Origin of the sequence: Pseudomonas sediminis (assembly GCF_039555755.1) — a bacterium.
Lineage (GTDB): Bacteria > Pseudomonadota > Gammaproteobacteria > Pseudomonadales > Pseudomonadaceae > Aquipseudomonas > Aquipseudomonas mendocina_D.
Genome location: NZ_CP154631.1, coordinates 1809117 through 1824601, shown reverse-complemented (window position 1 = coordinate 1824601; position 15485 = coordinate 1809117). Strand labels below are relative to the sequence as shown.

14 protein-coding genes are annotated in these 15485 nt (G+C 64.9%); 11 read left to right on the top strand and 3 right to left on the bottom strand.

From position 1 onward, the window contains the following. The first annotated feature begins 56 nt into the window (after positions 1-56). The 4 genes from ehuB (at position 57) to ehuA (ending at position 3106) form a co-directional block, all read left to right on the top strand. Positions 57-902: an ectoine/hydroxyectoine ABC transporter substrate-binding protein EhuB gene (ehuB, locus tag AAEQ75_RS08700; RefSeq protein WP_106734794.1), complete on the top strand. Its 846-nt coding sequence runs from the start codon at positions 57-59 to the stop codon at positions 900-902. A 64-nt stretch (positions 903-966) separates the two neighbouring features. Further along, positions 967-1626, top strand: coding sequence for an ectoine/hydroxyectoine ABC transporter permease subunit EhuC (gene ehuC, locus AAEQ75_RS08695; RefSeq protein WP_099525029.1), 660 nt, complete (start codon positions 967-969; stop codon positions 1624-1626). After that, positions 1623-2285, top strand: coding sequence for an ectoine/hydroxyectoine ABC transporter permease subunit EhuD (ehuD, locus tag AAEQ75_RS08690; protein ID WP_017676297.1), 663 nt, complete (start codon positions 1623-1625; stop codon positions 2283-2285). Before ehuC ends, ehuD begins: the two co-directional genes overlap by 4 nt. Positions 2286-2326: 41 nt before the next feature. Continuing rightward, positions 2327-3106, top strand: a complete 780-nt coding sequence (gene ehuA, locus AAEQ75_RS08685; protein ID WP_143505044.1) for an ectoine/hydroxyectoine ABC transporter ATP-binding protein EhuA — start codon at positions 2327-2329, stop codon at positions 3104-3106. A 160-nt stretch (positions 3107-3266) separates the two neighbouring features. Here ehuA and AAEQ75_RS08680 read toward each other — a convergent pair whose 3' ends face one another. The 3 genes from AAEQ75_RS08680 to AAEQ75_RS08670 all read right to left on the bottom strand — a co-directional run bounded on the left by AAEQ75_RS08680 (position 3267) and on the right by AAEQ75_RS08670 (position 7554). Beyond that, a complete protein-coding gene (locus AAEQ75_RS08680; RefSeq protein WP_430523450.1) occupies positions 3267-4520 on the bottom strand; it encodes a virulence factor family protein in 1254 nt (417 codons plus the stop codon). A 1-nt stretch (position 4521) separates the two neighbouring features. Next, positions 4522-7167 carry a bifunctional lysylphosphatidylglycerol flippase/synthetase MprF gene (mprF, locus tag AAEQ75_RS08675; protein WP_343351682.1) on the bottom strand — a complete coding sequence of 882 codons (2646 nt, stop codon included), beginning with the start codon at positions 7165-7167 and terminating at the stop codon, positions 4522-4524. A gap of 120 nt (positions 7168-7287) precedes the next feature. Further along, a complete protein-coding gene (locus AAEQ75_RS08670) occupies positions 7288-7554 on the bottom strand; it encodes a PilZ domain-containing protein (protein ID WP_179575017.1) in 267 nt (88 codons plus the stop codon). Between the two features lie 327 nt (positions 7555-7881). Between AAEQ75_RS08670 and AAEQ75_RS08665 the strand changes: the two genes are divergently transcribed. From AAEQ75_RS08665 to AAEQ75_RS08635, 7 genes are read left to right on the top strand one after another with little or no spacing between them, the layout of a single operon-like run. Beyond that, positions 7882-8901: a 3-oxoacyl-[acyl-carrier-protein] synthase III C-terminal domain-containing protein gene (locus AAEQ75_RS08665; RefSeq protein WP_343351680.1), complete on the top strand. Its 1020-nt coding sequence runs from the start codon at positions 7882-7884 to the stop codon at positions 8899-8901. Then, a complete protein-coding gene (locus tag AAEQ75_RS08660) occupies positions 8898-9896 on the top strand; it encodes an NAD-dependent epimerase/dehydratase family protein (protein ID WP_343351677.1) in 999 nt (332 codons plus the stop codon). The genes AAEQ75_RS08665 and AAEQ75_RS08660 overlap by 4 nt, the downstream gene beginning before the upstream one ends. Then, positions 9893-10747, top strand: a complete 855-nt coding sequence (locus AAEQ75_RS08655) for an MBL fold metallo-hydrolase (protein WP_343351675.1) — start codon at positions 9893-9895, stop codon at positions 10745-10747. Before AAEQ75_RS08660 ends, AAEQ75_RS08655 begins: the two co-directional genes overlap by 4 nt. Continuing rightward, positions 10734-12089, top strand: a complete 1356-nt coding sequence (locus tag AAEQ75_RS08650; protein ID WP_343351673.1) for a F390 synthetase-related protein — start codon at positions 10734-10736, stop codon at positions 12087-12089. The genes AAEQ75_RS08655 and AAEQ75_RS08650 overlap by 14 nt, the downstream gene beginning before the upstream one ends. Beyond that, complete coding sequence (locus tag AAEQ75_RS08645; protein ID WP_343351671.1) at positions 12077-13231, top strand: ATP-grasp domain-containing protein; 1155 nt, start codon at positions 12077-12079, stop codon at positions 13229-13231. The genes AAEQ75_RS08650 and AAEQ75_RS08645 overlap by 13 nt, the downstream gene beginning before the upstream one ends. Continuing rightward, a complete protein-coding gene (locus AAEQ75_RS08640) occupies positions 13228-14355 on the top strand; it encodes a GNAT family N-acetyltransferase (RefSeq protein ID WP_343351669.1) in 1128 nt (375 codons plus the stop codon). Before AAEQ75_RS08645 ends, AAEQ75_RS08640 begins: the two co-directional genes overlap by 4 nt. Next, complete coding sequence (locus AAEQ75_RS08635) at positions 14352-15377, top strand: Rieske 2Fe-2S domain-containing protein (RefSeq protein ID WP_343351667.1); 1026 nt, start codon at positions 14352-14354, stop codon at positions 15375-15377. Before AAEQ75_RS08640 ends, AAEQ75_RS08635 begins: the two co-directional genes overlap by 4 nt. The last annotated feature ends 108 nt before the right edge of the window (positions 15378-15485 follow it).

Here is a 15485-nt window from a genome sequence, read left to right as displayed (position 1 = left end):
CCTCCTAACACAGCACGCCGCCGTTGGCGGACTACAAGAAACAGGAGAACACCAAGATGAGTAGCGTTATCCCCTCCCGCTTCGGCCGCCTCGCACTGGCCTGCGCCCTGCTCACCGGTCTCGCTGCCGGTGCCCAGGCCTCGACCCTGGACAAGGTCAAGGACAGCAGCAGCGTGCGTATCGGCTACGCCAATGAAACGCCGTTCGCCTACACCGCCCTCGACGGCAGCGTCACCGGCGAGTCGCCAGAGATCGTCAAGAAGATCTTCGAACGCATGGGCGTCGAGAAGATCAACCCGGTGCTCACCGAGTGGGGTTCGCTGATCCCCGGGCTGCGCGCCAGCCGCTTCGACCTGATCGCCGCCGGCATGTACATCACCCCCGAGCGCTGCAAGCAGGTGCTGTTCACCGACCCGCACTACCAGCTGCCCGATACCCTGCTGGTGAAAACCGGCAACCCGAAGGACCTGCACAGCTACGAGGACATCGCCAAGAGCGGCGCCAAGGTGGCAATCATGTCCGGCACAGTGAACCTCGGTTATGCCCGCAGCGCCGGCATCACCGATGACCAGATCCTCCAGGTGCCGGATACCACCGCACAGCTGCAGGCCGTGCGCGCCGGTCGCGCCGACGCTGCAGTCGGCACCCAGCTGACCATGAAAGGTCTGGCCGACAAGGGCGGCGACAGCGTCGAAGCCATCGCCGAATTCAAGGACGATCCAGCCCACACCGGCTATGGCGCCCTGGCCTTCCGCCCGGAAGACAAGGACCTGCGCGATGCGGTGAATGCCGAGCTGAAGAAATGGATCGGCAGCGAAGAGCACCTGGCCACGGTCAAGCCCTTCGGTTTCGACCAGTCCAACATCACCGACAAGACCGCCGCCGAACTCTGCGGCCAGTAATGAACGGACCACGCCGGGCACTTCGGTGCGCGGCGCGCTTTCGTGCATAGAGCGGTAGACATTCATGACCGATCTTCTTCCCCTGCTGCTGCAAGGCGCCTGGGTCACCGTGCAAGTCACCTTCTGGGGCTCGCTGCTGGCCATCGTCTCGGCTGTTATCGCCGCCCTCGGCCGGCTGTCGCCCATCGCTCCGCTGCGCTGGCTGGCGATCACCTACATCGAGATCTTCCGTGGCACCTCGCTGCTGGTGCAGCTGTTCTGGCTGTACTTCGTGCTGCCGATGCCACCGTTCAACGTCGAGATGAGCGCCTTCACCGTGGCCATCGTCGGCCTCGGCCTGCATATCGGCGCCTATGGCGCGGAAGTGATGCGCGGCGCCATCCGCTCGGTGGCCAAGGGTCAGTACGAGGCCTGTACCGCGCTGAACATGCGGCCGTCGAAGCGTTTCCTGCGCATCATCCTGCCGCAGGCACTGCTGGCAGCGATCCCGCCGGGCACCAACCTGCTGATCGAGTTGCTGAAGAACACCTCGCTGGTGTCGCTGATTACCCTGTCTGACCTGGCCTTCCGCGCCCGTCAGCTGGATCAGGCGACCTTCATGACCCTGGAGATCTTCGCTCTGGCCCTGGTCCTGTATTTCCTCATGGCCCAGGTGATCAACCTCGGTATGCGCCTGCTGGAAAAACGCCTTAGCCGTGGCCGGATGCGCGGAGGCCTGCAATGAATTTCTTCGACTGGGATTTCGCCCTGAGCATCCTCCCGGATTTGCTCAAGGCCTCGCTCAATACCCTGCTGATCACCTTCGCCGGCTTCGCCATTGCCATCGTGCTCGGCCTGCTGCTGGCCATCGCCCGACGCAGCAAGCACCTGTGGCTGTCCTGGCCGGTGGCCGGACTGATCGAGTTCATCCGCAGCACGCCGCTGCTGATCCAGGTGTACTTCCTGTTCTACGTGTTCCCCAACTACGGACTGAACCTCACCGCGCTGCAGGCGGGCATCCTCGGCATCGCCCTGCACTACGCCTGCTACACCGCCGAGGTCTATCGCGCCGGCCTCGACGCGGTGCCGCGCGGCCAATGGGAGGCGGTAACGGCGCTGAACATGTCGCCGCTGTCGGCCTACCGGCAGATCATCCTGCCACAGGCGCTGCGCCCGATCCTGCCGGCGCTGGGCAACTATCTGGTGGCCATGCTCAAGGACACCCCGGTACTGTCGGCCATCACCGTGGTGGAGATCATGCAGCAAGCCAAGAACATCGGCTCGGAGAGCTTCCGCTACCTCGAGCCCATCACCATGGTCGGTCTCTTCTTCCTGCTGCTCAGCCTGGCCCTGGCCTGGTGCGTGCGGCGCGTGGAAGATCGCCTGGAGGTCACTGCCCGATGACTGCTTTTCTAAACTCTACAAACGCTGCAGGGAGTTCCTCCATGCCCCAGCCCATCGTCCGCTTCACCGACGTGACCAAGCGTTACGGCAATCTCACCGTGCTCAACAAGCTCAATCTGGACGTCACCCCCGGCGAGAAGGTGGCGATCATCGGCCCCAGCGGTTCGGGCAAATCGACCCTGCTGCGTGCGTTGATGACCCTGGAGAGCATTGACGAGGGGGTGATCGCCGTCGATGACGAGCCGCTGACCCACATGCCCGGCCGCGACGGCCGCCTGGTGCCGGCCAGCGCCAGCCACCAGCGCAAGGTGCGCGGCAAGATCGGCATGGTGTTCCAGAGCTTCAACCTGTTCCCGCACATGTGCGCGCTGCAGAACGTGATCGAGGCGCCAATGCAGGTGCTCGGCATGGGCAGGAAAGAAGCGACAGAACGCGCTGAAGACCTGCTGGCGATGGTCGGTCTGGGCGAAAAGCTGCGCCATTTTCCCTCACAGCTCTCCGGCGGCCAGCAGCAACGCGTGGCCATCGCCCGTGCGTTGGCGATGCGACCCAAGGTGATGCTGTTCGACGAGGTGACCTCGGCGCTCGACCCGGAACTGTGCGGCGAAGTGCTCAACGTCATTCGCCGCCTGGGCAGCGAGCACAACCTGACCATGCTGATGGTCACTCACCAGATGGGCTTCGCCCGCGAGTTCGCCGACCGCGTGTGCTTCTTCCACCAGGGCTGCATCCATGAGCAGGGCACGCCGGATCAGCTGTTCGGCAACCCGCAGCAGGAGCGGACGAAGGCGTTTCTCAGCGCGGTGAACGAGGCCAATTGAGGTCTCTGTGGGAGGCGCTTCAGCGGCGAGGGGGTAACAAGGCTGTCGCGGCTAATAGAGTGCTCTGCCGTTTTCCGTAGGAGCGGCTTTAGCCGCGATTTTTCGCAGATAAATCCGCTCCTACAGGATCAGCGCAATCCATTGGCATGCGCCAGTGAGACTAACGCAGCTGCCGCGCTTTTATCGCCGCCAGCATCCTCTGCGCCAACGCCGCGTAATCACCATCGAAGTGGTGGCCGCCCTCGATCATCAGGTGCTCGCCCGGGGCACCGGCTTCGGTGCAGCCGCTCTCGGCCGTCTCCTCGCTGCCGTAGATGCAATACACCTTGGCTGCCGGCACCTTGCGCAGTTCCGGCCCGGTCGGTGCTTCCGCGCCATCCTTGCCAAGCCAGCCGCTGACGGCGATCTCGAAGCTGCCGCTGCGGGCGAAGGCGAGCAGCAACATCGCGTCGACCTGCTGCTGATCACTGGCCGGCAGGCGGTTGTAGATCGCCGGCAGCACATCGGCACCGAACGAGTAGCCGGCGAGCACGAAGCGTTTCACGTGCCACTTGTCACGGTATTGCTGCATCAGCCGCGACAGGTCGGCGGCGCTCTGTTCCGGGCTCTTGTGCTGCCAGTAGTAACGCAGGGTGTCGATGCCCACCACCGGATAGCCGGCAGCGGCCATGTGTTCGGCCGAGGCACGGTCCAGATCGCGCCAGCCACCATCACCGGAATAGAACAGGGTCAGGGTATCGGCCGCTTGCGCCGAAGGATGCTCGATCACCGGCATTGCCGCGCCCTGGCCGGCGAGCAGGTGTTGCAGCTGATCGGCCAGCAGCGTTGGCAGCGGCGTGCCCAACGTACCGATGCGCGGCTCGCCGTTTTGCTGCTCACGCAGGAAGCGGGCGTTGTCGTCACCCGGATTGTCATTCCACAGGGCGATCCAGTGACCGTGCTCCGCCCTTTGGGGCAGCGGCTCGGCGCAATCGGTTTTGGCCAGATCGAAGCCGACCGACAGCGCCTGAGCCTCGTCACTCTGCTGCGTCGCCAGCCAGCGCCAGGCCGAGGCTGCTGCCGGGCCGATACCGACCACCACTGTCGGCGCGCCGCCCAGTTCCTCGCTGGCCTGGCTGATCAGTTGCTGTTGCGCCTTGCAGTCGCCCGCGACGAAGGGCAATTGCAGCAGGCGCAGATCACCCACTTCGGCAAGGCGGCGTAGCGTGCTTTCGTCCAGCGCCTGCTCGGTCGGCGCGAGCAGCAGCACACGCTGACGCGCCTCGCCCTGGCTCAGCAGTTGCGCCGGCGTGCCCTGTATCTGCAGCGTTTGCAGATGAGGCACGGCATGCATCGACCACCACAAGATAAATGCTCCGGCGCCCAATGCAGCAACCAGCAACAACCCGCCCAGCGTCCTTGTCGTCCTGCTCATCTCAACGCCTCACCAGTCCACCCAAGCCGCCAGCGATCAACGTGGCGGTATCGGCCAATGCCACCCAAGGGTCGAGCCCGGCCGGCACGGCCAGGTAACGCGGCTCCCACTGCGGCAGGAACTTGTCCTTGAAGCGTCGCAGGCCCTGGAAGTTGTAGAAGTTCTCGCCACGGTCGAACACCAGCGCGCCGAGACGCAGCGGCAGCGGCGCACCCTTGCGCGTCTGCAAGCCGGCCAGCGGCACCATACCGAGGCTGAAACGCGCATAGCCCTCGCTCTGAAACTGCTGGATCAGGCCAAGCATGAGAAACTCCATGGTCGACTTCGGCGCATCCGGCAGTACGCGCATCAGATCGAGGCTGGCCACTGCGCGCGTCTGGCATTCCAGCAGGTTGGCGAAGGCCACCGCACGCCCCTCGAAACGCACCACCACGACACGAAAATGCGCCAAGTACCCGGGGCTGAAGCGGCCCAGGGAAAACCCCTTCTCGCGCACGTTCTTGCCCTGCAGCCAGGCATCGGAAATCGCCTGCAGCTCCTCCATCGGCACCTGACCGGGAGCGTGGAACTCCAGGCTCAGGCCGTCGCGCTGACCACGGTTCCAGGTGTAGCGCAGCGCCTTCATCTCCTTGCCGTTGCTGGCCAGGTCGAAGGTCTTCAGATCCACCAGCGCCTCTTCACCGAGCTTCAGCGCGGTCAGGCCGATATCGATATAGCCGGGCAGGTTCTCCGCGCGCACCTGATAAAACACCGGCCGCGCATGGTGGCGGTCACAGAGGTCACGGAACTGCCAGATCAGCTCAGCGCGGGCTGCCGGCGGGCCGATGGGGTCGAACAGCGCCACCAGGCTGCGTCCGCGGCGGGCGTACATGAGGAAGGCATCGCCATCGGGGTGGAACAGCAGGGCTTTGTCGCCACTCAGCGCCAGGCCACCTTCGGGTTGCCGTGAGGCCTGGACGATGGCGCGAGCGCGCAGTAGTGCACCCTCGTCCGGCAGGCTGATGCTCGGCGGCGTGGCGCGCAGCAGCCAGGTCAGGCCGACAGCCAGCAGCACCAGCGCACTGCCCAACGCCGCCCGCAAGCCGCGCGGGGCATTGGCATCCAGCTCGAACTGCCACCACAGCTGATGGCTGTAGGCGACATCCTGATAGGCGAACAGCAGCAGCCACACCGAGGCGGCGATCACTCCGGCGGTGGCCGCCAGCACCAAGCCGGAGGCCGGCACGTCCATCAACCGGCTACGTCGGTAGAACTCGCGGCGAAACAGCGCCAGCAAGCCCGCGATGGCCGCCAACGCCAAGGCCTCCGGCCAGTCGAAGCCCTTGAGCAGTGACAACACCACGCCCAGGCAGAGCAGCACCAGGGTCAGTGCCCAGGCCGCTGACAGGCGCCGGCGCAGCCCTTGCGCCAGCAGCAGGCAAAGCGTGCCGACCAGGCTGGCCGCCAGGTGCGAGGCGGCCACGAGTTGCGGCGGCATGAGGAAACCCAACGCCTCCAGGCGTTCGTCCATGGTCGGCGTCACCCCGGAGAACAGCAATACCGCACCGGCGCAGAACACCAGCAGCGCCAGCAGGGGTACCGCCATACCACTGGCCATGCGCGCCACCTGCCGCGGGAACCACAGGCGACGCGCTTCGCTGGCCAGCAGCAGGAGCCCAGCCGCCACCAGCGGCAAAATCACATAGAGCAGGCGATAGAGAAGCATCGCCGCGAGCAGCCCGGCCGGGTCGATACGCGAGGAAAAGGCCGCCAGCAGCACCGCCTCGAACACCCCGACACCGCCTGGCACATGGCTGAGCACGCCAGCTGCCAGTGCCAGCATGTAGATCAACACGAAGGAGGAGAAAGGCGGCGCCTCGGGCAGCAGCAGATACAGCACGCTGGCAGCGATCAGTACGTCAAGGCTGCTGATCAACAGCTGCGTCAGGCTCATGCGCAAACCGGGCAGACGCAGACTGAAGCGACCCAGATCGATTTGCCAGCAACCGGGTGCGGGTCGCTCGGCAAGGCATTTACGGCTGACCAGCAGCCCCACGACCAGCGCCGCGAGCAATATCGCAACGGCCAGCACTGCCAGCACGGGTTCGGACAAACGCAGCGCGCCCGAGGCGTCTTCCAGATCGAACAGGGCTGCCAGCGCCGCGAGAATCGGCAGGCTGACGCCCAGCGACAGACTGGCGAACAGACTCATGCGCGCCACATCGCCCGCGCCAAGACCGTTGCGCCCGTACAGGCGATAGCGCACCGAACCACCGGACAATGCGGACAATGCGGACAACCCCACGGCATTGCCGATGGCGAAGGCGCAGAAGCCACCCAGCGCCAGAGTCGACGGCGGTAACTGAACGTTGGCGTAACGACTGGCCGACCACTCGTAGGCGAGCATCACCGCAAAACCCAGCACGGTGGCCAGCAGAGCACCAAGCAGTGCCTGCGGCGGCACAGCGGCCAGCGATTCGCGCACCTGATCCGGGTTGATTTCACGCACCAGATGCCAGCAGGCGACCAGCGCCAGGCCGAACAACAGCAGCGAAAGACCGAGGCCGATCAGGTGTCGGTTGCGTTGCAGCCAGCCGGATTGGGGAGAGGGAGGAAGATCTGGCGCGCCTGCGCTTTCAGCGGGAAGTTCGGGTACCGCTCGACTCATGTCGAAAACGCCTCTGATGGACGCCACCTCGGAGTGAGGCCTAGATCAGAGTGTAGATGTAACAAAATGTTCCGCAGCTTCGAAACATTCCTGACGCAGGTCCGGATTGTCTGGCGCGGTTCAGGCCTCGCCGAGAAAACGCAAGCCCGCCCCTTCAGCATCCACGCGCATCACTTCCATCTTCAATACCGGCGCAGGGAAAGGCAGATCCTGTACCTGGCCGATCACTTCGGTGCCGACCGACAAGCTGACCATGTCCGGGTGCTTCACGTAAACACCGCTATCGGACAGGTCACGAGTCTGCGCCAGCAGCTCGCCGAAGCTGGGGTGGCTGATCTTGATCCGGCACTTCATCGGGGTACGCACCTGCTGGCGCTGGTTCGGCATGACGGCTCCATAAATGGACGAGCAATGTCGCCTTTAATAGCGCATTAGTGCGCAAGCGCCCAGCATGTGGCGTAAAAAAGGTGCCAATCGGTTACCAAAATCCTTCTGAGGCGCACGCTGCGTTATGACCTACCCGCCACCTGTGAGCAGCGCTGAGCAATCGCTCACCGACACGCCTGTAAACGACGGCAATACCGCTGTAGAGAGCGCCGAAAAGGGCGCCATGGCGCACGAAATTACGCTGTTGCCTAACTTGCATGGTAGGCGTAAACGCCTCGCTGGTTCATCATGCAGGGCTATCACCGATGCCTGAACAATGGATTGTGCATGCTGATCGACTCTTTACCGCGCCGCGCCCTGACACTTCTCGGTAGCGGCCATGCCCTGCCAAAGCGGCGCCTGACAAGCTGCGAAATCGACCATTCGCTCGGTCTACCCAATGGCAGTGTCGAGCGCATCAGTGGCGTACGCAGCCGCGCCGTAGCCGCCGCCGAAGATAGCGCCGCCGGCCTTGCCGCACAGGCCGCTCAACAGGCGCTGCAAGCCGCTGGCCTGACTGCCGACCAGCTCGACTGCGTGATCGCCGCCAGCGGCACCATGGATCAGGGCATGCCTTGCAACGCAGCGCTCATCCACCGCGAGCTTAGTCTCGGTTCTAGCGGTATCCCGGCCTTCGACATCAATGCCAGTTGCCTGGGTTTTATCGCCGCTCTGGATCAGATTTCCTGGGCACTGGTTGCCGGCCGTTATCGTCGGGTGCTGCTGGTCTGCGCCGATATTGCGTCCTGCGGGCTCGACTGGCAGCAGTTGCACAGTGCCGCGATCTTCGGTGACGGCGCCGCCGCTGTGGTGCTTGGGCGCGACGGCGATGGGCTACGCCTGAACATCCTCGCGGCCCAGCTACGCACCTATTCCGAAGGTGCCACGCTCTGCCAGATTGCCGCGGGCGGCTCGCGTCACCACCCCTCGCGCGGCGACGAGAATTTCGCCGCCCTGAGTCGTTTCGCCATGCAGGGCAAAGCGGTTTTCCGCCTGGCCTCGACCCATCTGCCGGGATTTCTGCAGTCCCTGCTCGACGAAGCGGGTTTGCAGCAGGCACAGATCGACCGCGTGATTCCACACCAGGCCAGCCATCTGGCGATGGAGCACCTGCGCAAGCGGCTGGGCTTTGCGACCGAGCAGGTGATCGACATCTTTGCCGAGTACGGCAATCAGGTCGCCGCTTCGCTGCCGACCGCCCTCGATATCGGCCTGCGCGACGGGCGCATCCGCTCCGGTCAGCGCGTGCTGCTGCTCGGCACGGGTGCCGGGCTTTCGCTCGGCGGCATGCTGCTGGAGCTGGAATGAAGATTCTGCTCACCGGCGGTACCGGCTTCGTTGGCCGGCATATCGCCTGGCGTCTGGCCGCAGAGGGTTGCGAGGTGGTGTTCAGCGGTCGTAGCCAAGACGCTGCCGACGAAGTACTGCGCCACGCGCCGGCTGCGATGCGTTTTCTATCCATCGAGCACGGCACTCCACAGGCACGTGCAGCGCTGGCAGAGGCGGCCCGGGGCGCCGATGCTCTGGTGCATTGCGCGGCGCTATCGGCGCCTTGGGGCAGCGCCGAGGCATTTCAGCGCGCCAATGTCGCCTCGACCGAAGAGGTCATTCATGCCTGCCGTACGCATGGCGTCGAGCGCCTGGTGCATCTGTCGACCCCGAGTCTGTACTTCGACTTCCAGGATCGTCTCGGCGTCCGCGAGAGCGACCCTTTGCCGCCACCGGTGAACCGCTATGCGCAAACCAAGGGCATGGCCGAGGTGCTGCTGCGCAAAGCCGATGTCGCGCAAACTGTGGTGCTGCGCCCGCGCGCCGTATTCGGCCCGTGGGACGCCACGCTGATGCCACGCATGCTGCGCGTAATGCGCCGTGGTGCGATCCCGCTGATGCGCGGCGGGCGGGCCGAACTCGATCTGACCTATATCGACAATCTGGTAGATGCCGTCTGGCTCGGCCTGACCCAGCCGTTGCCGCGTCGTTACAACCTGTACAACGTCAGCAACGCTGAACCGATCCGCCTTGATCATCTGCTGGAGCGCGTCGCCACGGCGTTCGCGTTGCCGCTGCGCACTCGCCGGCTGCCCTGGCCACTGGTGTCCGGCGTCGCCCGTCTGCTTGAAACTGGTGCGCATCTGCGCAATGGCGAGGAACCGCTGCTGACCCGCTACAGCGCTGGCGTACTCGCCTTCAGCCAGACCCTGGATACCTCGGCGATCCGCCGCGAGCTGGGCTGGCGGCCCACCATCGATCTCGAAGAAGGCATTCGCCGCCACGCGGCCTGGTGGCTGGAGCGCAATCAATGAGTACGGCGGTCGAAGTCGACTGGCTACGGGTCGGCAGTTGCCGCCACCTGGCCTGCATGGCCGCGCGCGGAGCAGGGTTGCAACAGGTGGATTTCCCGTCGTACTGCGCCCTGCTGCGCCACCCGACACGCGGCTGGATGCTCTACGACACCGGCTATGCGCCGCACTTTCTCAAGGCCACCGCCGACTTTCCCGAACGCCTCTACGGCAGCCTGTTACCAGTGAATCTCCCTGCCGAAGAGTGCCTGCCGGCGCAGCTCGCCGCGCGTGGTATCCGCTGCGAGGAGATCACCACGGTGATCATCTCGCACTATCACGGCGACCACGTTGCCGGCTTGCGCGACTTTCCGCAGGCGCGCTTCATCGCCCTGCGCGCCGAGAGCGAGCATGTGCTGGCGCTACGCGGCAAACGCTGGCGGGCAACGCTGCAGGGACGCCTGCCGGGCCTGCTGCCGGACGACTTTCCCACGCGTCTGGAACAGGCTGACGATTACCCACAGCGGTCACTGCCAGCATGGATGGCGCCATTCACAAATGGCTTCGACCTGTTCGGCGATGGCAACCTGCTCGGCGTCACGCTGCCCGGCCATAGCCACGGCCAACTCGGTCTGTGCATCCCCGATGCCAGTAGCGGACCGCTGCTGCTGGTGGCGGACGCCTGCTATTCGCTTCCCGCCTGTCGTGAAGGTCGCCTGCCACCGGCGCCGACGCAATGGTTCAGTAATAGTGGCGTTCGAGCCTATCGCGAGACCTTCGCCGCCGTCGGCGAACTGGCCCGGCGCGAACCCTCGCTGTTGATCCTGCCATCGCACTGCGAAGTGGCCGCGGAGGTCTTTCATGCACGGCCTTGAACGGCTGCGCAGCGTGCTACGCGTTGCCGGCAGTTTTATCCACAGCCGTTGGCGGCTGCGCTTCTCCGACCGACGCCGCCTGGAGGCCTGGCAAGCGCGCCAACTACAGCAGTTTCTGCGTGAAACTGCGCCACAGGCGCCGCGCCTGCGCGCCTTTCGCGGCCAGCCGCTGGAGTACTGGCCGGAGATGGACAAGGCGCTGTTGATGAATGAATTCAGCGCCTGCAACAGCCGGGGTATCGAGCTGCAGGCTGCTCTGGATGTTGCGCTGCAAGCAGAGCATTCGCGGGATTTCAGCCCGCTGTTAGGCGAACTGACCGTCGGCCTTTCCAGCGGCACATCCGGTCATCGCGGGGTCTTTCTGGTCGGCCGTGAGGAACGTGAACGCTGGGCCGGCACCCTGCTGGCGCGCACCTTGCCGACACGCTTGCTCGGTCACTTGCTGCCATGGCGAGAGCCACTGCGCATCGCCTTCTTCCTGCGCGCCAACAGCCGGCTGTACACCACGCTGTCCAGCCGCCGCATCGACTTCGCCTTTCATGACCTGCTGCTTGGCCTGGACGCCGCATTGGGCGAGCTCGAACGTCAGCAGCCGCATGTACTGGTCGCACCAGCCACGGTGCTGCGCGCACTGGCCGACGCGCATCTTGCCGGGCGCCTGCACATCGCCCCAGAGCACCTGGTATCGGTCGCCGAAGTCCTTGAGGAAGAAGATGCGCAGCGCATCGAGCACGCCTTCGGCCGCCGCCCGGCGCAGATCTACCAGGCCAGCGAAGGCTTTCTCGGCTACAGCTGCGAGCGTGGCAACCTGCACCTGAACGAAACCCACCTGCTGATCGAACCCGAATGGCTGGACCAGGAGCAGCGCCGCTTCCAGCCGCTGATCACCGACTTCTCGCGTACCACGCAGATCATCGTTCGCTATCGCCTCAACGACATTCTGCAACTGGCGCCGACACCGTGCCCCTGCGGCCGCGCCGAACGCACCTTAGCTGCCATCGAAGGCCGTGCCGATGAAGTCTTCTGGCTGCCGGCGCTGGATGGCAGCGGCCTGCGTCCGCTCTATCCCGACCTGCTACGCCGTGCTGTCGCCACTGCAGCTGCGCAACTGGAGCAGTGGCGTATTTGCCAGGATGGCATGGACTGGCATCTGCAACTGCAGGCAGAAGAGCGGGTAGCGGCAGAAGCCGCCTTGCGCGAAGCGCTGGCGACATTCTTTCAACAGCAGCAGGTACAACCCGCAACGCTGCACATCAGCGACTGGCTGCCAGATGCACCCGGTGCCAAGCGCCGCCGCCTGCTGCTGCAACGTAAACCTGAGGGAGCGCCATGCACGTACTGATCCTTGGCGCGCGTGCGCCGGCTTGCCTGGAATGGGCACGGGCCTTCGCCGCCAGCGGCTGGACAGTCAGCGTCGGCGACTCGCTGGCCTGGCCGCTGACTCGCTCAAGCCAGTCGGCACACCACTTCATCCGCCTGCCGGAGCCACGCAGCAACCCGCAAGCCTGGATCGAGGTATTGGCCGAGCGCATCCGCCAGGACGCTATCGATCTGATCGTGCCGACCTGCGAGGAAGTCTTCTACCTGGCCCATGGCTTGCCACAACTGACACCGCTGTGCCGGGTGCTGACCAGCGATTTCGAGCTGTTGCACCACCTGCATCACAAGGGGCGTTTCGCCGAGATGACCCGTGGCTGGCAGGTGGAAGCGCCTGAGACACGTCTGCTGCAGGGGCACGAAGACTGTCTCGCCCTCGCCGGAGAGAGTCGCAACTGGGTGTACAAACCGGCGTATTCGCGCTTCGCCTCACGCACCCTGATTCGCCCGGATGCGCGCGCGGTCGAGGCGTTACGTCCAACCCCTGAGCAGCCCTGGGTGGCGCAGCGCTTCATCGCCGGCGACGAACACTGCAGCTTCAGCCTGCTGGTAAACGGCCAATTACGCGCGCATGCCTGCTACCGCCCGCTGTATCGTGTCGGGCGTGGCTCCGGCATCTACTTCCAGCCCGTACAGCCTGCTGCCGTGCGGACTTTTATCGAGGCGTTCGGCCAGGCCACCGGCTACAGCGGCCAGGTCAGTTTCGACTTCATCGCCGACGCCGAAGGGCGCTTCCACGTCCTCGAATGCAACCCACGCGCAACCAGCGGCATCCACCTGTTCGACGACCAGCCCACCGCGCTGGTGAACGTCCTGAACAACGCCTGCGAGCCACTTCTGTCCAGCCCGTCGCCACGCATGGTGGCGTTGGCGATGCTGCTGATCGGCGCGCCACGCCATCTCGCCAGCCGCGCGTTCTGGAGCGACTATCGCGCGGCGCGCGACGTGATCCTGCGTGACGGCGACCTCGGCCCGCTGGCAGCCCAGTTGCTAGGCGTCGGCGAGATCGCCATGCGCGCACTGCTGCGCCGGCGCGGCCTGCTGGCTGCCTCGACCGCGGATATCGAATGGGACGGCCAGCCGCTCGATGGAGCGCCGAACCCATGAAGCTGTTGGCTGCCGACGATCCGCAACTGGCACAACTCGACAGCGCTGCGGTGCGTTACGTACGCGAGCATGCCGAACGCGGAATCGGCAACCTGCTCTGCGAACTGCAGTTGCTCGATCTGGGCCAGTGGCAGATGCCGGTATCGATCAACCACGGTGGCGAGCAGGCCGACAACTGCTATGTGGTCTCACCACTGACCGCCTACAGCGGCTATGCCCGTGATGAGTTGCGGCGCCTGCCTAGCCGGCTGCTGGCAAACCTGCTGAAGCCGCTGGTCGCTGGCGTCGAGTATCTGCTCCGCAGCGCCCGTATCGATCGCATCGTGCAGGTCAACAACTGGCTGCTGTCGACCAATCTGTATCCCTCGGACTGGCAAGGCCAAGGTCTGGATGAGTTGACGGCGCACCTGCGCCAGCGTTTTCCCACGCATGCTTTCGGTTTTCGCTCACTCAACCCGGTGAGCAACGGCGCATTGCTGAAACGCCTTGATGCGCTCGGCTATCTCACCGTGCCGAGCCGCCAGGTCTATCTGTTCGATGGCAGCGATGGCGCCGACAGCGCTTATCTGCATCACCACAATTGTCGGCTCGATGCCTCGCTGCTGCGGCGCAGCGGTTACCGGATCGAGACGGGCGAAACCCTGGTGGACGGGGAGTTCGAGCGCGTCGAAGCGCTCTACAACCTGCTCTATCTGGACAAATACAGCACCCTGAACCCGCACTACAGCGCCGCCTGGCTGGAACAGGGCCTGCGTGATGGCTGGCTCGAACTGCGCGTGCTGCGCGCGGCCTGCGGGCGCATTGATGGGGTCGCCGGCTGGTTCGCCAGCGACAGCGTGCTCAGCGCGCCCATCGTCGGCTATGACACCGCGCTGCCACAGCGTGCCGGGCTCTACCGCCAATTGACCCGGCTGTGCCTGGAAGAGGCGGCCAAACGCCGCATGCTGCTCAACTTCAGCTCCGGTGCGGCGCACTTCAAGCGTCTGCGCGGCGGCCAGCCACAGATCGAATACAGCATGGTGCATATCGCCCATCTGCCGCTGCGCCAGCGCCTGGTCTGGCGCACCCTGGCCGCGCTCCTGCAGGGGCTGGGTGTGCCGCTGATGAGGAAACTGAAACTATGAATCCGACCGACCAGCCACTGGCGTACTGGTGGCCGTTGGCGACAAGCCAGCAGCTTGGCACCCGCCAACCGCTGGCGCGCGTGCTGCACGGCCGGCCGCTGGTCCTGTTTCGCGAGAGTGACGGTAGTCCCGCAGCATTGCCGGATCGCTGCCCACATCGCTTCGCGCCGCTTAGCGCCGGCTGCGTGCGCGACGGCGTAGTCGAATGCCCCTATCACGGCTGGCGTTTCGACGGTGCCGGACAGTGCACCCGTGCCCCGGGCAGCCTCGATGAAGGCAGCAGCGCCGCTCTGCTGCAACCGCTGCAGATGCTGGAGTCCCATGGTCTTATATGGGTACGCGACGCCACGCTGCCTGCACCAGCATTGCCTTGTAGCGCCACGCAGGAAGGACTGGATCTGTTCTGGATGCACGACAAGGTGCGTTGCAGCCTGCAAGAAGCGGCGGAGAACTTCCTTGACGCCTTCCATACGCACTTCGTGCACGCCGGCTGGATTCGCCGCGACAGCAAGCGCCAGCGAGTGATCGCCGATATCCGCGCACTGGAAGATGGGGTCGAAGCACGTTACAGCGAGGAGAGCCTACAAACCGGGCTGATCTCGCGGCTGTTCGAAGGCAGTCGCGGCGAGAGCTTCGGCCGCTTCCGCTTACCGGGGCTGGCGGAAATCGAATACCGCGACGCTCGCGGCCGGCTCTCGCTGCTGATCAGCGCCTGGCTCGTTCCCGCCGAAACCGGTCATCTGCAGGTAATCGCTCGTATCGCCAGCCGCCGCGGCTGGCTACCCGGCTGGCTGAAACGCCTGCTGATGCGGCCGCTATTCGGCGTAGTACTGCGCCAGGACAAGCGCATCCTGGAGGCTGTCAGCGCTAATCATCAACGCTTCATCGACTGCGCAGAGCAATGGGGGCCGGTACAGATGCTCGACGGCCGCCAGGATCTGCTGGCACCCTGGATTCGCCAGTTGCTGCTGGAGGGGCAGTTGGACGGCTTCGCGGCCCGGCGACTGGAGCTGGAGCTCTAGCAGGCCGTTGAAAAACGTAGGCGAGGCAGGCAAGACAAGGAAAAAACGGCCGAAAAAGCGCAGTTTACGTGCTGTAAATGAGCATTTTGATCGGACTCGCGCACGAGG